A 22,599-nucleotide genomic window follows, 5' to 3' on the forward strand; every position below is an offset into this window, starting at 1 on the left:
ATGAAACGTAACTCACTATGGATGACAATCACACTCGGCAGTGCACTTTTTCTGGCTGCCTGCGGAACACAAAATGAACAGGATTCAGCAGAAACAGAAGAAATGATGCAGCCGGTGGAAGTCGAGCTGACGACTGAACCTGGAAAAGACGAGTTAAAAGATGGCGAAGCTTTCACTATCCAGGCTAAAGTCACTCAAGGCGAAGAAAATGTAGATGATGCCAAAGAAGTCGAGTTCGAATTCTGGAAAGAAGGAGAAGAATCCGATGACCATGAGATGATCGAAGGAGAATCCCAAGGTGAAGGTATTTACTCAATAGAAAAGACGGTGGAAGAAGCAGGCATTTATTATGTGATTTCCCATGTAACAGCGAGGGATATGCACACCATGCCTAAATTGGAGCTGACCATCGGCGATGTTGAAAAAACAGAACATGCCCATGAGGAAGAAGGCCATGATCATGGTGACGGACATGGTGAAGAAGCGACCGGCCATTTGATGGTACCGGATACAGTGAAAAAAGAGGAAGAATTTGATTTGACTGGCCACGCGAAGCATGGCGAAGAGCCGCTGACAGAAGCCCAAGTCCGTTTTGAAATCTGGAAGGACGGCGAAGAAAAACATGAATTCATCGACACTTCAGAAGAGGGCGAAGGGGAATACAAAGCTTCCCATATGTTTTCAGAAGCAGGAACTTATCACGTGAAGCTTCATATTGAAAAAGGCGAGCTGCACACTCATACAGAAAAGACAGTGACTGTAGAATAAATTCAGCAAAAATATTGAGGCTTTCCCGGATGGATGGGAAAGCCTCTTTTTGATTGCTATGAAGAACTGACTGTCTGAACTTAGTCACCCGCCTCGCAAATTGACTCCATCTTCATCCTCTGTTTGATACTTATAGCTATTAAAATGAACAAGTGTCACATCGACCTTTACACCAGTCAAAGAGTTTTTATCTAAATAAAATTCCTTAGATACCTTCAAGTCCTTATATTTCTTGGGGTGCCGTCTGTAAAATTTTTCACCGGCATTCAGGATGTCGATTTGGTTCTCAACCCCCACTTGGTAAAGGGAGTTTAGCTTATCCTTGAAATCCTGCTTAATAATTTCTTCTAATTCTTTTAGGGGGACATCTTTTATTTTCTCGAGTAAATCTCCTTGTATGGCCAGGCTGATAGAAAACTTAGGTTTGTCCGTTCCCTTCTCGTATTGAAGTTTGATCTTCGGAGAGCCCAGCTTCACAGCAGCGATGAGCTGGCCGTCCTTTTCCACTTTATGGTCCATCATGACATTTTTCTCAAATAACCAATTGGCCAGAAAGGCATCTTCAAAGGCAAGCTCTGTCTTGAATTTCTCCTGCTGAAACACTGCATACCCATCGAAGTATAGAACCGGGAATGCTTTGTCAGCTTTCCATGAATCCTGGTCAATTTTTACAGTGGGTATTTTCGCAGCTCCCATCGGTTCGTAAAAATCTCTTAGGAAATTCATTAATAGCACCGGCCGGATTTCATTCTGAGCGAGCTCACTTGCCTTTCCTTTGAAAAGGACAGTGTAAATTGCAGGGTAGTCAAATAAAGCTTTTGTGTTCAGCACATCTTCCAGCTTTTCTTTTGAAACGACTACCCTGAGAGTGGGTCTGAGAGAGCGGTTCCGGCCGATTTCCCTTATGACCTCTGTAAATTTGTCTTTAGCTACACTTTCGGTTAGGACCAGGGTTACCGTATGTCCGAAAAATAAAGGGGGCTCTGATTTTTTATAAAGCTTGCTTACCGCTAGGTTCAAAGTTTCGCCCGTTGCCGTTGCTGTGAAAATAGGGACAGGCTCAGTAGGTTTGCCGCCTTCCTGCTTGGCAACATTTGCGAAATTAAGCCCCTGGAGGTAAACTTTGTATTCCTTTTTTTCATCATCATAGTCCATGCCGATCGACACAATATAGGTTAGATCTTGAATGTTTTTTGAACCGGAACATCCTCCCATGCTGAGGCAGCAGAGGAGAACAGCCAGGAGTGCCGACATACGCTTCATGATTGATCACCGCCGCCTCTTGTCGGATCTTTTGGGGCTGTCAGGGTCGATCTGGATCTATAATATTGCCGGGGCGCCTTTAAAATCGATTTCACTGCTTCGGTATAACTGACAGGTGCCACAGATCCCGTATAAGGGCTTCCAAATGAAGAGATCGATGAAAGATACAGCACTGTGAGAAGATATGAAATAATTACACCGAAAAGCCCGAAAAGTGTACTCATTAAAAGCACGGTAAATCGAATAATGGTAAAGGCTGAGCTTAAAGATTGGTTCACCAAGGTAAAGGATGATATATAAGTAATGGCTGCAACGACCAGCATAGTCGGGGATGTCAAGCCGGCCCGTATTGCGGCATCCCCTACAATTAATCCTCCCAGAACAGCGACTGTCTGACCGATGGCTCTCGGCAGGCGGACACCGGCTTCATTAAAAAGCTCGAACAGGAATAAGATCACAAACATTTCAATGGGGGCTGATAATGGGAGGCCGAATCTCGAAATGGTAATGGTTGCGACCAGCAAGTATGGAATCTGCTCGATATTAAATGCTGAAAAGGCAATCCAGACTCCGGGTAAGAAACCTGCAACCGTAAGGCCAAAGAGACGGATCAATCTCTCTACTGATACAGAAGCGAAGTTATTATATGAATCCTCCGGCGACTTCGTTTGTAAAAGTAAATTGATCGGTGCAAATGAAACTGTGGGATTTCCGTCTACCAGGATGGCAAACCGGCCTTGGTTCAGTCCCTGGACAATGAAATCAGGCCGCCCTGTATAATCGACTGTTGGAAAAATAGAGTATTTGCGGTCGCGGAAATACATTTCAAGGTCATAAATACTCGTCAGTACATCAAGGTCGATATTCTCCAATCTTTTGCGGATTTCATTTACAACCTCAGGATTTATGACGTCATCCACATACATGAGGGCAACCTTTGTTTTGCTTCTTCTGCCGATTGTGTATTTTTCCAAGCATAGGGAGGACGTATTCAGCCGTCGCCTTATAAGCGAGATGTTTGTTTTCAGGTCCTCAACAAACCCATCCTTTGGCCCTCTTATCGATGTTTCCAGAGCAGATTCTTCAGGCTGCCTTTTAGGAAAGTCTGCACCCCGGATACTTAAAATGGCAGAATCAAGAAGAAAGAAGATACTGCCTTCAAAGAGTAAATTGGATAAGTCGTCAATCGATTTATCACTAACCTCGTCTGCTTGAAACAGGAGTAATAGTGTGTCTTTTACAGACCTTTCTGTGTGGTAATCCAGTTTTGGGAGTATATACTGATCCAAGTATTGAAGATTGATCAAACTTTCAAAATAGGCAATTTCAAAGCTTACATTTTCTGTCTTATGAGGGTCGAAGGTAAGGTCCTGGCTCTTTTGAAATCGAGCTTTTAACTTGTCGAGCTTTTTATGAACCTGAGTCGAATTCGATGTTTTCATCATGTTGTTCATCCCTTTTCTTTAGTACATATAGAATCAAGGCTGATAAGAGGATATAACTTGAGAAAAGTATCAAGCATGCTGGTAAAAAGTACGTATAAATGTAATTGGTGAAATAATAGGGCTCCAATTTAATGAAAGTGACAGCTGCGAATAAAGGAAGATAGATACTAAGGACTACCAAGGGTTTCAAGCGGTAATGCGTTAATTTTTTAGTGAAAAGCACTCCAAGCAGATACATGAATAGCCCAACACGGATGAGAGCACCGCTCAGCCATTGATACAGAACAAAAAAATCTAAATGGTTGATATATGACCCTATGCTTAAGATTCGCCACTGCTCATAAGCCGGATATCTGTAATTCATTGACTCTACAGGTCCAAATTCCATGATGGAAGCGGTCAATGGTCCCAGGATCAAACCAGTTAAAATAATCAGTAAAATAAACAGCTGCCTGAACTTGATTTTTTCCTGGGCAAAGGGCTGGAGCAGAATGACGATATAGATCTCGAGAATCCCTGACAAAGTATAGAATACTCCTTTCAACACAGGCCCCCACCCCTCGCTCATGATAGGGAATAATAAACTGGGCTCCTTCACACTGGTGTTGACTGCTGCTATCATAAAGCCGAACAACATAACTAGAGGAAGAATCAATCCACTCGCGATAGCCATATATTTTACACCTGAAAAGGTGACAAGCAAGCAGGAGATGGTTAACACAACGGTGATCACCAAGAGAGAAAAGTCAGCCAGGAAATAAGCATTCAGCCAAATGATTAAATCCTTTAGCGTGACAAACGAGCTCGTAAATAGAAATAAAAGGACAGGGAGGAAAAGAAGGCTGTGCACAACCTTCCCTAATCGGCGCTTCACTAAAGGGAAAAAGCCTTCTGGTGGACTGTTTTTCACAACATAGTAGATGAAGTAAAGGAAGATGACTGCAATGGGGAAGGCGGCAATCACCCCGACCCAGCTGTCCCTTCCGGATGCTGTCATGAGATTGGGTATGAGAATCACGTGATTCAATAAACCCGTTGTCAGAATAAGAAGCAGCAATAACTGCCGCGGAATCAAGATCTTAATTAAACTCTTCATAGGAAAACCACCAAATCCGAATATGATAAGTAGTATTGTTTCCTATACAAGGCAATATATGAGCGCATTTCCAAAGTAACGAATCCGCAGCGCTCATAAATATTTTGAACGCGGGCAGAATGGAACTATCAAGAACGAAAGGGGGATTACAATGAGCTTGAAAGAACAATTCCCTGTTGCAAGCTTGGATGAAAATCAGTTATCGAAAATTACACAACTGGAAAATGAATTAAGGCAGGAAATGAATGAAAATATCGTCTTGATTGCCTATGATGAAAAAGATGAATGAGTGGATGAAGGAGGAGGGCTGCTTTTTGAGGGGCCTTCTTTTTTTATGTACAAAAGGTTGGGGGTTGCCAGGGTCAAAAGGGAAGGCCTGAGCCTGGCTCAAAGTGCCGGATTTGAGCCAGGCACCCAAAAGGTGTGAACAAGACAATTTGAATTACAAAAAGTTTTGAGGCTTCCAAAATGAACGGAAGCCTTATTTTCTTTATAATGGTAGGCAAACTAACAATAACTAACCATCACGTAAAGGAGTTCCCATATGATCTCACTAAGCATACTAGATTACTCCCCGATCGACGAAGGAGCGGACGCGCATCAAGCGCTCTGGGAAACAACGGAGCTGGCAAGACATGCAGATTCGCTTGGATACAAGAGGTTCTGGGTTTCCGAACATCACATGGTGGACTCTGTGGCCAACAGCAGTCCGGAAATGCTGATGATGCACTTGGCATCCTCCACATCCAACATACGGATTGGGTCCGGCGGTGTCATGCTGCCCCACTACAGCAGCTATAAAGTGGCGGAGAATTTTCGGATGATGGAAGCCCTCCATCCCAATCGAATCGATCTTGGGATTGGCAGGTCCCCAAGCTACCGGATTGTCAATAACGCCCTGAATGAGGGTAAAACCAAGAAACAATCCTATGAACAGCAGGTTGCAGACCTGAAAAAATATTTTACAGATAACACGATGGATGAGCATCGCTTTCAGTCCCTGATTGCCACACCAAAAGTGCCGGCAGTCCCTGAAATGTGGATGCTCGGAACAGGTGAAAGGGGTGCCCGCGTTGCTGCGGCCCAAGGCACAGGATATGTATTTGCCCACTTTGCCAAACCGGGAATGAAGGGGATAAATATTGTGGAGGACTACCGCCGGCAATTCCAGCCTTCTGCTGTTTTGAAAAGCCCTCGAACGATCATTTCGCTTTTCACTGTTGTCGGGGAAACGGAAGAGGAAGCAGAGGAATTGGCAAAAGCCTTCGATCTCTGGTTGTATTTTGTGGAGTCGGATAACCAGCCGCCCTATTATCCCTCAATTGAAACAGCAAAGAGACGAGGGTTCACGGCCGGCGAGGAGCAGAAGGTAAGGCAGAATCGCAGGAGGATGATTATCGGGACACCGGAAAAGGTTAAAACCGAGATAGAAAAAATAGCTGCAGCTTTTGAGACGGAGGAAATCATGATTGTCCCGAACGTCTCGGGTATCGATAATCGTAAAAAGGTGATTAGACTGCTTGCCAGGGAATTCAATCTTATTTGAAGTTTTTTATGGTATAAAGCCATCGTCCTCCACAAGGATCTGTTTACCGCCCAGTACCTCGATTGCGGCACCGGCCGATTGGAGGATATCACCGATGATCGAAATCCTTTGCGCTTCCTTGAGGATTTCGCGGTCCAACTCCCCGATCTGCTTGGTCACCCCTATTGTTTCAATGATCTGTCCGATGGTTTGGGTCCATACCCCAAGGGCGACCTTCGTTTCTCCTTCTGATTCCTCTTTTAACAAGTAAAGTTTGAGGACAAGAACGGCTTCAATGATTTGGGCAATGGACTGGACCCAGAGGGCAGCGGCTATCTGCTTTTCAATCTTTAAGATCATTTCTTCCTTAGCATCCTGCTTTTGAGAATCAGCCACAGAACAATCCCTCCCCATCCCGCCGAATCATTATGCTGGTGATCATCATATTCACTATGAGGTTGTTAGGTAACAGTAAAAAGGGTTTAGGATTTCGTTCCTTGGGAAATCTAAGTAGAAAAGATAAAAAGGAGTGAAGACCTTGGAATTTTCATTAAGTTTTATCATTAATATAATCATCGCGATTTACTTGTTCGTTGATGCGAGGAAGCGCGGCAAGAACCCATGGGTTTGGGGAATCCTCGGCCTTATTTTTGGTGCCATCGTACTGGGGATTTATCTTATTGTGACAGGAAGAAAGCTATGGGGCTGGATAATTGTGATCCTATCCATCCTCTGGTTCATCCTTGCACTGATTCTGGGAATCGCCGGAGCCCTGTTCGGATTATTAGTCTAGATGAGAGTGACGCCAGCTGAAATCTCCAGCTGGCGTTTTTTCATGGTGATTATAAAAGAGGGAATCCTCATTCCGGTGAAAATCGCAATTTATGGTTAAAATAATAAAAATAGTCTATTTATATAGAATAAAGACCAATCGCAACTCGAAGGAGTGAACGAGGATGTATAACTATTCTGATGACAGCCTGGCACTACATACAGACCTGTATCAAATCAATATGGCGAAAACCTATTGGGAAGATGGGATTCATGATAAAAAAGCGGTATTCGAACTGTTTTTCCGGAAGCTTCCTTTTGGCAACGGATATGCGGTGTTTGCCGGTCTTGAAAGGGTCATTCATTTTATCGAAAATTTTCAGTTCAGTGAAACGGATATTGAATACTTGCGGGAAGAGGTCGGTTATGAAGAAGAATTTCTGCAGTTTCTGAAGGAAATGCGGTTCACAGGCAGCATCCGTTCCATGAAAGAAGGGGAGCTTGCATTCGGAAATGAACCGATGATCAGGGTTGAGGCTCCTCTGGCGGAGGCCCAGCTTCTTGAAACCGCCCTCTTGAACATTGTGAACTTCCAAACCTTGATTGCGACGAAAGCGGCGCGGATCAGGGAGGTCGTCGAAAATGATGTCGTGATGGAGTTTGGTACGAGGCGGGCCCAAGAGATGGACGCTGCTATCTGGGGAACCCGGGCTGCGTTCATTGGAGGCTTCGATGCGTCGAGCAACGTCCGAGCTGGAAAGCTGTTTGGCATCCCTGTTGCGGGGACGCATGCCCATTCCATGGTACAGGCCTATCGCGATGATTACATTTCTTTTAAAAAATATGCGGAAACCCATAAGGACTGTGTCTTCCTGGTTGATACCTATGACACGCTTCGATCCGGGGTGCCGGCTGCCATTCAAGTGGCCAAGGAGATGGGAGACAAAATCAATTTCAAAGGGATTCGCCTGGACAGCGGCGATATGGCCTATCTTTCGAAAAGAGCGAGGAAGCAGCTGGATGAAGCGGGCTTTCCTGATGCCAAAATTGTGGCCTCAAATGACCTTGATGAATATACCATCCTGAACCTGAAAGCCCAGGGTGCGAAAATCGACACATGGGGAATCGGGACAAAATTGATTACGGGTTACGACCAGCCTGCCCTCGGAGCGGTATACAAGCTGGTGTCGATCGAGAATGAGAACGGGGAAATGACTGATACAATCAAGATTTCCAGCAATGCCGAGAAGGTCTCGACGCCAGGGTTGAAAAATGTCTACAGGATCATCAATAAAACAAGCGGGAAGTCCGAAGGGGATTACATCACCCTGGAAGAGGAAAACCCGCAGGAGCAGGATCGGATCAAGATGTTCCATCCCGTTCACACGTTTATCAGCAAATTCGTCACCAATTTTGAAGCGAAGGACCTTCATGCCGATATATTCAAAGACGGCAAGCTGGTCTATGAGACGCCGTCCCTGCAGGAGATCCGTGACTATTTCCGTGAGGGCATCGAGGTGCTGTGGGATGAGTATAAGCGCTTGATGAACCCGGAGGACTACCCTGTAGATTTGAGCGAAAAATGCTGGAACAACAAAATGCGCAATATCGAGGAAGTCAAACAGAAGGTGCAGGAATACCAGGAGAGTGCCCGGTAGTGAATGTTTGTAGCGTTTGAACCAATGGTATTATAATAATAGAATATTTTTTAAAAATTCCTGGTAGGAGAGTGAAATTACAAGATGGATTCTTTGCAGAAACAAATTGTCGAAGAGATGCAAGTAAAACCGGAAATTGATGTCAAGGAAGAAATCAGACGAAGCGTCGACCTGATGAAAAACTATTTAAAGAAAAATTCTTTTTTAAAAAGCCTTGTATTGGGAATCTCCGGCGGACAGGATTCCACGCTTGTCGGGAAGCTTGCCCAAAAAGCGGTGGATGAACTGAACGAAGAGAACGGAACGGATGAATACCAGTTCATCGCAGTCCGCCTCCCATACGGACAGCAGAATGACGAACAGGATGCCCTGGATGCCGTCGAGTTCATCCAGCCGAGCAAATCCTATACGGTCAACATCAAAGGCGCGGTGGATGCCAGTGCGGCGGCCATGAAAGAAGCGGGAGTCGAACTTTCCGATTTCACAAAAGGAAATGAAAAAGCGCGCGAACGCATGAAGGTCCAATACAGCATGGCGGCAATGAACAAAGGCGTTGTTCTCGGAACCGACCACTCCGCAGAAGCAGTAACCGGCTTCTATACGAAGCACGGTGACGGAGCGGCCGACCTTGTGCCGATCTTCCGCCTGAACAAGCGCCAGGGAAGAGCCCTTCTGAAAGAACTTGGAGCCCCTGAACATCTATACACGAAAGTGCCGACGGCCGACCTTGAAGACGACAGGCCGATGATTCCGGATGAAGAGGCACTGGGTGTCACTTATGAACAAATCGATGACTTCCTGGAAGGCAAGGAAGTATCCGCCGATGCTGCGAAAACGATCGAAGGGCACTACTTGAAATCCAGACACAAACGTGAACTGCCAATCACCGTATTTGATGACTGGTGGAAAGAATAATATAGTTTGGCCGGCAGGGAGCTTGAGCTCCTTGCCGGTTTTTATTGTGGAATCTGCACGGCGTTTTGTGTAAAATTTACATATATTTGAAAAGGAGTGTTGCCGATTGATCATGAAAGAGCGTGATGTGCCAAAGGAGCTGCAAATACTGAGGATACTGCGGTCGAGAATGAATTTTAACGAAGAAGAAGAAAGCTACTATCAGTACAAAGAAAAAGGATATGAAGGGGAAATCTCCTTCGATAAGTGGGCAGAACCGCTTAAGGACATGATTTTTCTAAACGATGTCAACCTCAGTGTAAACAACAACCACTTCCAAAACGACTCCCTCGGAATCTCCGCCGGAACCCTCCATATCTTCGAAGTAAAAAACCTTGAAGGCGACTATACCATCGACAAAGAAGGCAAATGGCGCTCGCCAAAAGGAAATATCGTCAAAAACCCCCTCCTCCAGCTCGAAAAAGCAGAAACCCTCATGAACCAGCTTCTGAAAAATATGGGCTGGCGAGTGAAAGTGGAACCTCACCTTGTGTTTGTTAACCCCGAGTTTCATCTTTATAATGTACCTTCACATTTACCGATCATTTATCCAGCACAATTACTTCGATTCAGAGAAAAAATGTTGCAGCGGTGCTCGAAACCGACCCGTTTTGAAATCCAAATTGCAGAGAGGTTATTGTCTATTTTGATAGAGGAAATTCCTTATAGCAGTGTGCCGGATTATACGTATGACGGGCTTCGGAAGGGGATTGTTTGTCCGGGGTGCCAGAAGTTCTATAACTCTCCAATCTATACGACATTTTATTGTGATGGATGTGACTATAAGGAGGAGACTACTACAGCTGTATTGAGAAGCATAAAAGAATTCAAAGTATTATTTCCAACAAGGCATTTAACTACTAATCAAGTGTTTGATTGGTGTGGAATATTTAGAGATAAAAGAACTATACGAACGATTCTAAAGAAAAATTTTAAGCATAAGGGACGCAGTGCGGCGTCCCATTATTACTAATAAAGAAAGTTAGACTCTGGATAAGAATACTAGATACAAGAGTTACAAAGATGAGGGTTAGATATGTATTTAGAACCAGAATCTAAGTACAAGAGTGCTGTGGAAAATGAGGAGATGTGTATCTGGATAAGAATACTAGATACAAGAGTTACAAAGATCGGGGTTAGATATGTACTTAGAAAAAGAATCTAAGTACAAGAGTGCTGAGGAAAATGAGGAGATGTGTATCTGGATAGGAATACTAGATACAAAAGTTACAAAGATGAGGGTTAGATATGTATTTAGAACCAGAATCTAAGTACAAGAGTGCTGTGGAAAATGAGGAGATGTGTATCTGGATAGGAATACTAGATACAAGAGTTACAAAGATCGGGATTAGATATGTATTTAGAAAAAGAATCTAAGTACAAGAGTGCTCTCAAAAATGAGGAGAAGTGTATTCGCACCGGACAACTAGATACAAGGGTAGAGTAAAAATACGTAAGAGCTGCATTTAGAATGTAGGCCATCCAATACCCAATTTTCAAATCCTAATTTTTGTTATATAATTGTAACAGAAAATTCAGATTGTTGAGACCATCGAAAAGTCATAGATATAGAGGGGCGGTCAGTCAGGTAGATCTTGCAGCCGGCAAGTACACGAGTATACGAATATTCAAGAATAAAAGATAAAATTTGACAAATTACCTAATAATTCTATTTATATTCTAGAGGGTTTTTCACTTTTCCAGAGAATGTAATAAGTAATTAGACAGGTAGATGTCAGTCAGAGTCTCAGGAGGGAATAGAATGGCGACAAATGTAGTGAATCCAAAGTTGCACCATGTGATTGAGAATATTGAAAAGGTAATGATCGGGAAAAGGACGGTCGCGGAATTGAGTTTGGTGGCACTTCTGGCAAACGGCCACGTGCTTCTTGAGGACGTTCCGGGTGTCGGGAAGACGATGATGGTCCGTGCCCTCGCGAAGTCGGTGGGAGCATCTTTCAAGCGTATCCAGTTTACGCCTGACCTGCTTCCTTCAGATGTAATCGGGGTTTCTATATATAATCCGAAAGACAGTGAGTTTCATTTCAGGCCGGGCCCGATCATGGGGAATATCATCCTGGCTGATGAAATCAACCGTACCTCTCCGAAGACTCAGTCCGCATTGCTTGAGGGGATGGAGGAGCACAGTGTAACGATCGATGGGGTGACGCGCAAGCTGGATAAGCCGTTTTTTGTTATGGCGACCCAGAACCCGATCGAGTATGAAGGAACATACCCGCTTCCGGAAGCGCAGCTGGATCGTTTCCTTCTTAAAATGAAGATGGGCTATCCGGAAATGGAAGAAGAAATGGAAATCCTCACTCGTGCACAGAAAAAGGCGCCAATCGAGGACCTTGAAGCGGTTATCACCCTTGAAGAGCTGCGCATGATCCAGGAAGATGTGAAGGACGTCATTGTTGATGATACCTTGAAAAAATATATCGTGGATATCGCTCATAGAACGCGTCTTCATTCACAGGTTTACCTGGGGGCCAGCCCGCGTGGTTCGATTGCATTGATGAGAGCGTGCCAGGCCTATGCTTACCTGAACAGCAGGGATTATGTCATTCCGGATGATGTTCAATATTTGGCTCCATTTGTGTTTTCTCACCGTATCATTTTGAAATCAGAAGCAAAATATGAGGGCATTACGGCTGAAGAAGTGGTGGAACGTGTAATCACGCGGATTCCGGTGCCTGTTCAAAGGCTTGTGAGATAAATGAAGAAGAAGTTACAGCTTTTAAAAACCATAGGCAAGCTCCTGCTGCTCATCGTTTTGTGGGCAGTCACGCTTGTCTACGCGTTATTCCAAGGAGGATTCGTCAGCTGGTTCTTGTTCTACAGCTTCGTTCCATTTGCCTTATTTTCTCTGCTCGTTTCCATTTATCCTTTATCGGATTTTGAGGTGGAACGGTCGTTTAAATCGACGGATTTCAAAGCAGGGGACTCCATGGAAGTGTCACTCATCATTAGAAGGAGACTTCCTTTTCCGCTCTTTTATGTCGTGGCGGATGATATTGTGTCCCCTTCCATTTTTTACAGATCATCATTTCAAAAGGCAAAATCGATTATCTATCCTGGTTTCAGAAGGGAAATCCATTTGAAATATGTTATAGAAGAACTGCCGCGCGGAGAGCATCATTTCAGCGCCGTCCGGTTAAAGACGGGAGATTTTTTCGGCATATTTGAAAAAGAGGTAACCGTACCGTGTGCGAACACGCTGCTGGTTTACCCGGCTTTTGTCGATGTAGTCTACAGACCGCTGGAAAGCCGTTATGATCAGGGGATGGCTTCCTCCAATGTGAAAATACAGAAGGATACGACGATGGCTACCGGTGTTAAGGAGTATCAGCCGGGAGATCGATTCTCGTGGATTCACTGGAAGTCTTTTGCCCGTACCAATGAATTGATGACGAAAGAGTTCGAAGAGAGACAGTCCCATGACGTGCTTGTGGTCCTGGACCGTGAACCTTCTCAAGCGTTTGAACCAATGGTTACATTTACTGCTTCGATACTAAAAGCGGTCATGAGAAGGGGTGCCCAGGCAGGCCTTCTCTCTATCGGGGAAGACCATATTTCCTTCCCGATCAGGGGCGGAGAAGAGCATCAGCGCCAGCTTTATCACCATTTGGCGAAGGTGAAAGCGGACAGCAAGTTTGACCTCTCGAAAGTCCTTCATGGAGAGGGGATCAACTACCAGCAGTCAGCGACGGTTATGTTTGTCACGGGTTCTATTACGAAAAAACTGATCTCGACTGTGCGGTCGTATGCCAAGCGTAACTCCTCAGTTGTTATCTTTTTGATAAAAGAAAAAGGAGCACAGCTTTCGACTGAAGAGAAAGCCCTGAAGGCTATGGCAGCCGGCAGGGGAATCTGGCTGAAAGTGAGTTATGAAGGCGGATTCGGCTCTGCGTTTTCGGAGGTGAAGAACGCATGAATGATGGAGCACAAAAAAGGAATCTCCAGCGGGGCCTTCTATATGGACTCGCGTTCATTTTATTATGGGAGTGGTTAAGGCCGCTGAATGATATCACGGATACAGGGAATCTCGGGTATTTCGTGGTTTTTATCCTTCTGTCGATGACCCTCTACTACTTGAATTGGAATAAATTCCTGTCATTTGCCATAAAGCTGGTTTTCATCGTGTATTCGCTGTATCACTTGTATGCGGATGATACGTTCATGCATCCTGTGGCGGCTATGATTGCAGATCTTTGGGATAATATCGGATTGACGATCGGAAGGGAATGGTCCATGCTTTCCGACATGTACCGCAGTCTGTTATTTTTTATCCTGCTGTGGTTGATGACTTATCTCATTCATTACTGGTTATCCGTCAGAAAAACGATGCTTTTATTTTATATCATGACGATCATTTATATCAGTCTGCTTGATACATTTACTTCTTTTGATGCCAAGGGTGCCATCATACGTGTCATCATTCTTGGATTCCTGCTCTTAGGAATGCTGGCCCTTCTCCGCTTGAAAGACCAGGAAAGCCTGAAGGGGGCAAGGCTTGCGGCTGGAAGATGGATGATTCCACTGGTCCTGATGATTGGAGCAAGCTCTGTCCTGGCCTTTGCGGCACCGAAGATCGATCCTGTCTGGCCGGATCCCGTTCCTTATCTTAAGGCATTTGCTGATGAAGGCAATGGCAGCGGCGGATCGAAGCTTGGGTATGGAGAAGATGACAGCAAACTGGGCGGGCCGTTCCTGGGAGATCCGAAAACGGTCTTCACCGCTGATGTGGTCAGGGAGCACTACTGGAGAATTGAAAGTAAGGATATTTATACCGGAAGCGGCTGGGAAAGGACTGGCAGCGAAGAGACAGAACAGAGTATTCCTTTTAATGCGGGAGAAGAAATTCCGCTTGTCCTGACAGAGCCGGATCCGGAAAAAGAACCGGATTCCGAAGTTGTAAAAGTGAAGGAGCAATATTCCCATGTGGTGTATCCTTATGGAATCAACACTTTCCAAGGGAATGAAAATGGGTATTTCTCCGTCAGTCCGGATACGCAAAAAATCACAACCCTCCAGGGCGAGGAAGAAGTTAAGCTTGAGGAGTACGTTGTCGAATATACCAATCCGGTTTATTCTTTGAAAGGGCTGGAATCCGCTTCTGCGGATACACTTCCTGAAGGCTCACAAGCTTTTCTTGAAAGGTACACCCAGCTTCCTGAAAACCTCCCTGAACGGGTGGGCGAGCTGGCGCGGACGATAACGGCCGACAAGGAAAACTGGTATCAAAAGGCAAAAGCAATCGAAGAGTACTTCGAGAAAGAAAACTTTGTCTATGAACAGTTCGATGTTCCTGTCCCGGAAGAAGGCCAGGACTACGTCGACCAGTTCTTGTTTGAAACACAGATGGGCTACTGTGATAACTTTTCTACATCGATGGTTGTCCTTGTCCGCTCACTGGGAATCCCGGCAAGATGGGCGAAGGGTTACACAGAAGGGGAGTATCAAAGAACCATTGATACCCAATATAAGACCTATAAAGTGACCAATAATAACGCCCATTCCTGGGTGGAGGTATTTTTCCCTGGTGAAGGATGGGTGCCGTTTGAGCCGACGGTCGGTTTTACTGGCAGCTCAATCGTCAACTATGACTATGAGCTGCCTGAAACAGAAGAGACAGTGGTTCCGCCAATCGAGCAGGAAAAACCGGAGAAAGATATGACACCGGAAGAGGAAGATTCCGGAAGTGCCGGTTCTGCAAGCTTTTCCATCAAGGCACTGTGGGATGATGCCGTTACTTTTGCGGAGGAAAACTGGGGTAAGATCCTGCTGGCGGTCCTTGTCCTGGGATTGATTGCTTATTCAATATTCCGGGTGAGAAGACGCTGGCTGCCTTACCTTATTGTTCCGTATTACAAGTTCAAAAATGACGATGAGGCCTTCCCGCAAGCATATGTCTCGTTATTAAGGCAATTGAAGCGCTATGGATTGAAGATGGATGACGGCCAGACGCTGAGATCCTATTCCAGATATGTTGACTCTTTCTTTGGAACGAGGGAAATGACATCCTTGACGGATAAATATGAAAGGACGTTATACGGCCAAAAGCTTACGGAGCATGACTGGAAGCAGCTTCGTGAATTGTGGGAAAATTTAATTAAAAGGACAACAGGTTGACCAATGCCCTGACTCAGTATAAAATGATGTCGAAATGTATATAAATACGGTTTGCATACCTTCATATATCCTCGATAATATGGTTCGAAAGTCTCTACCGGATCACCGTAAATGATCTGACTATGAAGGCAGTATTCATTTTGATGTGATATGAGCGAGGTATATCAAAACCAGAATTCTGCCTTTGTACAAAGGCTGGATTCTGGTTTTTTTTACTTTTCGGGCAAACTGTATAGAGTAATAGATTAACGAAATAACTTGATGAGGTGAACAGGATGACGGGAAAAACGGAATTGCATAATCAGGAAATGATTGTTGTATTGGATTTCGGCAGTCAGTATAATCAGTTGATCACAAGAAGGATTCGTGAATTTGGTGTCTACAGTGAGCTTCACCCTCACACGATTACAGTTGAGGAAATCAAAGAAATGAATCCAAGCGGAATCATTTTCTCCGGCGGGCCGAATAGTGTCTATGGCGAAGATGCTTTCCGCTGCGATGAAAGAATTTTTGATTTGAATATTCCGGTTTTGGGAATCTGTTACGGAATGCAATTGATGACGATGCACTTCGGCGGGAAAGTGGAAAGAGCGAAGCACCGTGAGTATGGAAAAGCTAAGATCAATGTGCAGAACTTTTCAAAGCTTTTTGGCAGCCTGCCTGAAGAGCAAGTGGTGTGGATGAGTCATGGAGACTTGGTTGTGGAAGCTCCGGAAGGTTTCACAGTGGATGCCATCAACCCATCATGCCCGATTGCCTCAATGAGTGATGAGGAAAGAGGACTTTACGCTGTTCAGTTCCACCCTGAAGTCCGTCATTCCCAATACGGAAATGACATGCTGAAGAACTTCGTATTTGATGTTTGCGGCTGTAAAGATGAATGGTCCATGGAAAACTTCATCGAAATCGAGATGGAAAAAATCCGTAACACAGTTGGCGACAAAAATGTGCTATGTGCACTGAGCGGCGGTGTGGATTCTTCTGTAGTAGCTGTTCTGATTCACAAAGCGATCGGCGACCAGCTTACATGTATCTTTGTGGACCACGGCCTGCTGAGAAAAGATGAAGCAGAAGGCGTTATGAAGACTTTCTCTGAAGGTTTCAACATGAACGTGATCAAAGTGGATGCGAAAGACCGCTTCTTAAATAAACTGAAAGGCGTTTCAGATCCTGAGGAAAAACGCAAAATCATCGGAAATGAATTCATCTATGTTTTTGATGACGAAGCAGCGAAGCTTCAAGGGATTGACTACCTTGCACAGGGAACTCTATACACGGACATCATCGAGAGCGGTACTGCGACGGCTCAGACGATCAAGTCTCACCATAATGTCGGCGGACTCCCTGAAGACATGCAGTTCCAATTGATTGAACCGCTGAATACTCTTTTCAAAGATGAGGTCCGTGCACTTGGTACAGAACTCGGCATTCCTGATGAAATCGTATGGCGCCAGCCGTTCCCGGGTCCCGGCCTTGGAATCCGCGTACTTGGTGAGATTTCTGATGAGAAGCTTGAAATCGTAAGAGAGTCAGACCATATCCTTCGTGAGGAAATCAAAAAAGCCGGCCTTGACCGTGACATCTGGCAGTATTTCACGGTTCTGCCTGATATCCGCAGTGTCGGTGTCATGGGGGATGCCCGTACGTATGATTACACAATCGGCATCAGGGCGGTGACGTCCATCGACGGCATGACATCCGACTGGGCAAGGATTCCGTGGGATGTATTGGAATTGATCTCCACAAGGATTGTCAATGAAGTCGATCATATCAACCGCGTTGTGTATGATATTACGAGCAAGCCGCCGGCAACAATTGAATGGGAATAATTTTTTACGAACGTTAAAAAATAATTTGTCGAAAATGTTCGTGTTTTGTATTGACTAGTGGAGTTCAACTTGTTACAATAACAGTGAACTTAATAAGAACTGAAACATTACGTCGTATAATTTTGGGGATAAGGCCCAACAGTTTCTACCGAGCTACCGTAAATGGCTTGACTACGAGGTGATGGTTTGATGAAGACTAGTCTATACAGATTCATGCTATTATTTTTTCTATGAAACTAGTTTTTCACTTTCCTTTACCAGTATGTCACGCCCTGAACGACGGTTGTTCAGGGCGTTTTTGCGTCCAGGCGGGACACCTCAGTGATAGACGGCGGATTTTTTAGAGGAGGTAAGGAAATGAAAAAGTTTTTCCAGTTCGACCAGCTTGGTACAACCTACAGCCGTGAATTCATCGGCGGATTAACAACATTTTTATCTATGGCCTATATTTTGGTTGTCAACCCGATTACACTTTCTTTGCAATCTGTGCCGGACCTTCCGGACAGCATGAGAATGGATTATGGCGCTGTATTCGTTGCAACTGCCTTGGCTGCGGCGATCGGTTCCCTCATCATGGGATTGATAGCGAAATATCCAATTGCTTTGGCGCCGGGGATGGGGCTTAACGCATTTTTCGCTTATACTGTCGTTTTGACGATGGGGATCACATGGCAGGCTGCTTTAACGGGCGTATTGATTTCCGGTTTGATTTTCATAGCCCTTACGCTGACGGGTCTCCGTGAAAAAATCATTAACTCGATTCCGGCTGAATTGAAATTTGCAGTAGGAGCAGGGATCGGTCTTTTCATTACATTTGTAGGGTTTCAGAATGCGGGCATCATCACGAATAACGATGCAACGCTTGTAGGCCTTGGTGATTTGACAGATGGGAACACCCTTCTGGCTGTGTTCGGAATCTTTGTAACGGTCATCTTGATGACAAGAGGCACCAAGGGCGGTATTTTCTTCGGAATGGTGATTACAGCCATCGCCGGTATGATTTTCGGCTTGATCGCTCTTCCGGAAAAGATTGTCGGAGCAGTACCGAGCCTTGAGCCGACATTTGGAGCTGCGGTTGAACCGCTTTTCAATGATGTATCAAGTATTTTCACGATTCAAATGCTTGTAGTCGTACTCACTTTCTTGTTCGTTGACTTCTTCGACACTGCAGGTACTTTGGTGGCGGTTGCCAACCAGGCGAACCTGATGAAAGACAACAAACTTCCTAGAGCGGGCAAGGCGCTTTTTGCAGATTCTTGTGCAACGGTAGTCGGAGCTGTACTGGGTACATCAACGACCACTTCATACATTGAATCTTCTGCAGGGGTTGCCGCGGGTGCAAGATCGGGATTTGCTTCAGTTGTAACGGCTGTTTTGTTCCTGCTCTCATTGTTCTTCTTCCCGCTGCTTGAAGTCATCACAGCACCAGTAACCGCACCTGCTTTGATCATTGTCGGTGTCCTGATGGTTTCAGCCATCGGCAAAATCGACTGGAACCGTTTTGAAATTGCGGTACCGGCATTCCTGACCATCATCGCCATGCCGTTGACGTACAGTATCGCAACAGGTATTGCGGTTGGATTCATCTTCTATCCAATCACGATGATCATGAAGGGACGCACGAAAGAAATCCACCCAATCATGTATCTTCTGTTTGTGATCTTTGTTCTGTATTTTATCTTCTTGATATAGTTTTAAGACAGCTTCTCTTTTTGAGGGGCTGTTTTTTTGTTTTAATCGTAGATAGTTGATTTCCGCTCCAGGTGAGTGACTCCGCGGGGCGGGCGGTGAGCCTCCTCGGCTTTGCCTGCGGGGTCTCACCTGTCCCGCTAGTCCCGCAGGAGGTCACTCACCTTCCGCTCCAATCTGATTATGAATTAACGGATTAATATACTTAAAAAGGATAAACTTTGCGAAACAGCCTTTGGTTAACAAAGTTATAGGTGATCTGGGGTTGTGGAATTGGATGAGAGTTGGAATCGGAGTAGTCAAAGGAGCTCTATGGGGTTGTGGAATCGGAAAGGCCCAGAATCGGAGCAGCCAAAGATTTTTATGACACCACCAAGCACACCTCCGTAAGATAGAAGCATTTTACATTGAAAAAAGTATGCGCTTTCGTTAGAATCAGAGGATACTAAAAGTCTCAGCTGATAAAAGAGGGAAGTCATAAATGGTTCATATAGAAGTACAGAAAGCGCTGAACAACAATGTTCTTATTGCTAAACATGCAGGTTACGGAGAAGTGGTTCTGATCGGCAAAGGAATTGGTTTTAACGCGAAAAAGGGAGACCTAATTGAAAATGATTTAGCAGAGAAAATGTTTGTGCTGAAAGGGGAGAAAGAACAGGAGCAGTACAAAATGCTGCTGCCTTATCTTGAGGAAGATGTGCTGGAAACGATCATTTCGGCAATCGAGCTCATACGGAACAGAACAAACTCCTTTCTGAATGAACACATCCATGTCGCGCTTACTGATCATATCTTGTTTGCGATCAACCGCCTGATGAAAGGGATGGCGATTAGGAATCCGTTCCTGATGGAGACCAAAGCTTTATACCCGTTTGAATATGAAGTCGCAAGAGACGTCGTCGCCCTATTGAATGAAGAGACAAATGTTGAGCTGCCTGAAGGTGAAATAGGCTTCATCGCGCTGCATATCCATAGTGCCATGATGAATAAGGACCTTTCGCAAGTCAATCAGCACTCGCAGTTAATTGGAACTCTGACCTCAACGATTGAGGATACTCTGCAAGTGGATATCGATAAGGAAAGTGTCCATTATATGAGGCTTGTACGCCATCTTCGCTATACGATTGAGCGTGTGCTCAGGCAGGAACGTGTTCAAGAACCAGAAAAAATAGCTTTGCTATTGAAAGAAGAATACCCGCTGTGCTATAATCTCTCGTGGAAACTAATCAAAATAATGCAGCAAACACTGAAGAAACCAGTGGATGATGCGGAAGTGGTCTACCTGACAATGCATCTGCAGCGCATTCAGAATAAAGTTAAATAATGAACTTATCTTTTAACGTGTTACTGATACGATCAGGCATGAGTAAAGAAGATAATTGATTCGTGTATTTTGGGGAAGTCTATCCTTATACACGATCAGTGTCTCCTTTTACTCATGCCTTTTTTGTGTTTGCGGCTATTATTTTGTCCATAAAAAAAGAATTTTGGGAGGTTATCACTTTGTTTAAAAAAGCATTCGGTGTTTTGCAAAAAGTAGGTAAAGCGTTGATGCTGCCAGTTGCGATTCTTCCTGCGGCAGGTATTCTGCTTGCCCTTGGATCTGCACTTGTCAATCCAACCCTGCTGGAAATTGCCCCATTCCTTGAGGCAGGATGGGTATCGACGGTAGCAAATGTAATGAAAGAAGCCGGGGGCATCATCTTCAGTAACCTGGCGCTGTTATTTGCCGTAGGGGTCGCCATAGGCCTGGCAGGAGGAGAAGGTGTCGCCGGTCTTGCAGCCATAGTTGGTTACCTGATCATGAATGCAACGATGGGATCTGCATTGGGCATTACTGCAGCTGATGTTGAAGCTGACATGGCATATGCCAATGTACTAGGGATTCCGACACTTCAAACCGGTGTATTCGGTGGTATCATCATCGGTATTCTTGCAGCTTATATGTACAATCGCTTCTTTAATATTGAACTTGCATCGTACTTGGGATTCTTTGCAGGGAAGCGTTTCGTTCCGATTGCGACAGCTGCTTCCGCGGTAGTAGTCGGGTTATTGATGCTTTTAATCTGGCCGCCGGTTCAACACGGCCTGAATACATTCTCTAATTTCATGCTTGGTGAAAATAGAACGATTGCCGCATTCATCTTCGGTGTGGTTGAACGTTCGTTGATTCCATTTGGCCTTCACCACATTTTCTATTCGCCATTCTGGTTTGAGTTTGGATCTTACACTACTGCTGCTGGAGAAGTGGTGCGTGGTGACCAGACTATTTTCATGAAACAGATCCAGGATAATGTTCAGGACCTGACAGCAGGAACGTTCATGACAGGTAAGTATCCGTTCATGATGTTCGGACTTCCTGCAGCAGCGTTGGCGATCTATCATGAAGCACGTCCTGAAAGAAAGAAAATCGTAGCGGGTATTATGGGATCTGCTGCTTTGACTTCTTTCCTGACAGGGATTACAGAACCCCTTGAGTTCTCATTCCTGTTCGTAGCTCCGGTCCTTTTCGGGATCCATGCCATCTTTGCAGGTTTGTCATTCATGACAATGCACCTGCTTGATGTAAAAATCGGTATGACATTTTCCGGTGGCTTGATTGACTATATCTTATTTGGTGTCATCAACCCGCAGACAAACTGGTGGCTCGTCATTCCGGTTGGATTGGTCTTTGCGGTCATCTATTACTTCGGTTTCCGATTCGCCATCCGCAAATTCAACCTGGCAACCCCAGGCCGTGAAGATGTTGAAGATGATGAAGAAGAAGGAACGCCTTCTACAGGATCTGATCTGGCGCATGATGTACTTGAGGCCATGGGTGGAAAAGAAAACATCGCCCACCTTGACGCGTGTATCACTCGTCTTCGCGTTTCAGTTAATGACGAAAAGCAAGTCGATAAAAACAGGCTGAAGAAACTTGGAGCATCCGGTGTGCTTGAAGTAGGGAACAGCATCCAGGCAATCTTCGGACCTAAGTCAGATACATTGAAATCTCAAATGAAAGATATCATGATGGGCAAAGCTCCTCGCAGAGTTGAAACAAATGCTAGTGAGGAAGTAGAACAGCAAATCGAAGAGGTAAACCCTGAAGCGTTACAAAATGAAGAAGAATTCGCAAATGAGAAATTTGTTTCTCCTATTACAGGTGAAATAAAAGACTTATCAGAAGTACCTGATCAGGTCTTCTCTCAAAAGATGATGGGAGATGGATTTGCCATCCTGCCGTCTGAAGGCCTTATCGTCTCTCCGGTTGATGGAAAAATCGTCAATGTTTTCCCAACCAAACATGCCATCGGAATCGAATCAAAGGGCGGGAAAGAAATCCTGATCCATGTTGGTATCGATACCGTCAAACTTGAAGGAAATGGTTTTGAGTCACTGATTAAAGAAGGGGACAAGGTTGAAGCTGGACAGCCGCTGCTAAAAGTGGATCTGGACTATATTAAAAATAACGCTCCTTCTACTA

Annotated in this window: 18 protein-coding genes and 2 riboswitches (1 of these 20 only partly in view); of the genes, 14 read left to right on the forward strand and 4 right to left on the reverse strand. The window is 44.9% G+C overall.

Annotation, left to right across the window (positions count from 1 at the left end):
- The gene (locus ACOJQI_RS01640; RefSeq protein ID WP_421382911.1) at nucleotides 1–768 is read left to right on the forward strand and encodes a FixH family protein; all 768 of its coding nucleotides are present in this window, start codon (nucleotides 1–3) and stop codon (nucleotides 766–768) included.
- Nucleotides 769–852: 84 nt separating this feature from the next.
- Here ACOJQI_RS01640 and ACOJQI_RS01645 read toward each other — a convergent pair whose 3' ends face one another.
- The 3 genes from ACOJQI_RS01645 to ACOJQI_RS01655 are packed head-to-tail and all read right to left on the reverse strand — an operon-like array spanning nucleotide 853 to nucleotide 4,572.
- The gene (locus tag ACOJQI_RS01645; protein ID WP_421382913.1) at nucleotides 853–2,031 is read right to left on the reverse strand and encodes a Ger(x)C family spore germination protein; all 1,179 of its coding nucleotides are present in this window, start codon (nucleotides 2,029–2,031) and stop codon (nucleotides 853–855) included.
- Nucleotides 2,028–3,476 (reverse strand): spore germination protein, encoded by a 1,449-nt coding sequence (locus ACOJQI_RS01650; RefSeq protein ID WP_421382915.1) that lies wholly within the window; start codon nucleotides 3,474–3,476, stop codon nucleotides 2,028–2,030. Before ACOJQI_RS01650 ends, ACOJQI_RS01645 begins: the two co-directional genes overlap by 4 nt.
- Nucleotides 3,442–4,572 carry an endospore germination permease gene (locus tag ACOJQI_RS01655; protein ID WP_421382917.1) on the reverse strand — a complete coding sequence of 377 codons (1,131 nt, stop codon included), beginning with the start codon at nucleotides 4,570–4,572 and terminating at the stop codon, nucleotides 3,442–3,444. Before ACOJQI_RS01655 ends, ACOJQI_RS01650 begins: the two co-directional genes overlap by 35 nt.
- Before the next feature lie 151 nt (nucleotides 4,573–4,723).
- On the opposite strand from ACOJQI_RS01655, the gene ACOJQI_RS01660 reads away from it, so the two are divergent.
- Nucleotides 4,724–4,861, forward strand: a complete 138-nt coding sequence (locus ACOJQI_RS01660; protein ID WP_421382919.1) for a hypothetical protein — start codon at nucleotides 4,724–4,726, stop codon at nucleotides 4,859–4,861.
- A gap of 255 nt (nucleotides 4,862–5,116) precedes the next feature.
- Nucleotides 5,117–6,118, forward strand: a complete 1,002-nt coding sequence (locus tag ACOJQI_RS01665; RefSeq protein WP_421382921.1) for an LLM class flavin-dependent oxidoreductase — start codon at nucleotides 5,117–5,119, stop codon at nucleotides 6,116–6,118.
- A gap of 6 nt (nucleotides 6,119–6,124) precedes the next feature.
- Here the strand turns inward: ACOJQI_RS01665 and ACOJQI_RS01670 are convergent, their stop codons facing one another.
- Entirely contained in the window at nucleotides 6,125–6,493 is a 369-nt protein-coding gene (locus ACOJQI_RS01670) for a hypothetical protein (protein WP_421382923.1), read from the reverse strand.
- A 133-nt stretch (nucleotides 6,494–6,626) separates the two neighbouring features.
- Here ACOJQI_RS01670 and ACOJQI_RS01675 point away from each other — a divergent pair, with 133 nt between their 5' ends.
- The 11 genes from ACOJQI_RS01675 to ptsG form a co-directional block, all read left to right on the forward strand.
- Entirely contained in the window at nucleotides 6,627–6,890 is a 264-nt protein-coding gene (locus ACOJQI_RS01675; RefSeq protein WP_421382925.1) for a hypothetical protein, read from the forward strand.
- Nucleotides 6,891–7,053: 163 nt separating this feature from the next.
- Nucleotides 7,054–8,526 carry a nicotinate phosphoribosyltransferase gene (locus ACOJQI_RS01680; protein WP_421382927.1) on the forward strand — a complete coding sequence of 491 codons (1,473 nt, stop codon included), beginning with the start codon at nucleotides 7,054–7,056 and terminating at the stop codon, nucleotides 8,524–8,526.
- A gap of 84 nt (nucleotides 8,527–8,610) precedes the next feature.
- Nucleotides 8,611–9,441, forward strand: a complete 831-nt coding sequence (nadE, locus tag ACOJQI_RS01685; RefSeq protein ID WP_421382929.1) for an ammonia-dependent NAD(+) synthetase — start codon at nucleotides 8,611–8,613, stop codon at nucleotides 9,439–9,441.
- 112 nt (nucleotides 9,442–9,553) lie between these two features.
- Nucleotides 9,554–10,453 (forward strand): nuclease-related domain-containing protein, encoded by a 900-nt coding sequence (locus ACOJQI_RS01690; protein ID WP_421385370.1) that lies wholly within the window; start codon nucleotides 9,554–9,556, stop codon nucleotides 10,451–10,453.
- Nucleotides 10,454–11,242: 789 nt separating this feature from the next.
- The gene (locus ACOJQI_RS01695) at nucleotides 11,243–12,199 is read left to right on the forward strand and encodes an AAA family ATPase (RefSeq protein WP_421382931.1); all 957 of its coding nucleotides are present in this window, start codon (nucleotides 11,243–11,245) and stop codon (nucleotides 12,197–12,199) included.
- Nucleotides 12,200–13,417, forward strand: coding sequence for a DUF58 domain-containing protein (locus ACOJQI_RS01700; RefSeq protein WP_421382933.1), 1,218 nt, complete (start codon nucleotides 12,200–12,202; stop codon nucleotides 13,415–13,417). It abuts the gene before it with no gap.
- Complete coding sequence (locus ACOJQI_RS01705; protein ID WP_421382935.1) at nucleotides 13,414–15,615, forward strand: transglutaminaseTgpA domain-containing protein; 2,202 nt, start codon at nucleotides 13,414–13,416, stop codon at nucleotides 15,613–15,615. Before ACOJQI_RS01700 ends, ACOJQI_RS01705 begins: the two co-directional genes overlap by 4 nt.
- Nucleotides 15,616–15,656: 41 nt before the next feature.
- Nucleotides 15,657–15,758, forward strand: a riboswitch (purine riboswitch).
- Nucleotides 15,759–15,890: 132 nt separating this feature from the next.
- The gene (gene guaA, locus ACOJQI_RS01710) at nucleotides 15,891–17,444 is read left to right on the forward strand and encodes a glutamine-hydrolyzing GMP synthase (RefSeq protein WP_421382937.1); all 1,554 of its coding nucleotides are present in this window, start codon (nucleotides 15,891–15,893) and stop codon (nucleotides 17,442–17,444) included.
- Nucleotides 17,445–17,536: 92 nt separating this feature from the next.
- Nucleotides 17,537–17,638: riboswitch (purine riboswitch) on the forward strand.
- Between the two features lie 163 nt (nucleotides 17,639–17,801).
- The gene (locus tag ACOJQI_RS01715; RefSeq protein ID WP_421382939.1) at nucleotides 17,802–19,136 is read left to right on the forward strand and encodes an NCS2 family permease; all 1,335 of its coding nucleotides are present in this window, start codon (nucleotides 17,802–17,804) and stop codon (nucleotides 19,134–19,136) included.
- 478 nt (nucleotides 19,137–19,614) lie between these two features.
- Nucleotides 19,615–20,457 (forward strand): glucose PTS transporter transcription antiterminator GlcT, encoded by an 843-nt coding sequence (gene glcT, locus ACOJQI_RS01720; RefSeq protein ID WP_421382941.1) that lies wholly within the window; start codon nucleotides 19,615–19,617, stop codon nucleotides 20,455–20,457.
- A gap of 179 nt (nucleotides 20,458–20,636) precedes the next feature.
- Nucleotides 20,637–22,599: the 5' portion of a glucose-specific PTS transporter subunit IIBC gene (gene ptsG / locus ACOJQI_RS01725; RefSeq protein WP_421382943.1), read on the forward strand. Its footprint extends 104 nt past the window's final position; only the first 1,963 of its 2,067 coding nucleotides appear in the window; its start codon is at nucleotides 20,637–20,639; its stop codon lies beyond the right edge, outside the window.

The organism is Bacillus salacetis, from assembly GCF_049177075.1.
Lineage (GTDB): Bacteria > Bacillota > Bacilli > Bacillales > Bacillaceae_B > Rossellomorea > Rossellomorea salacetis_A.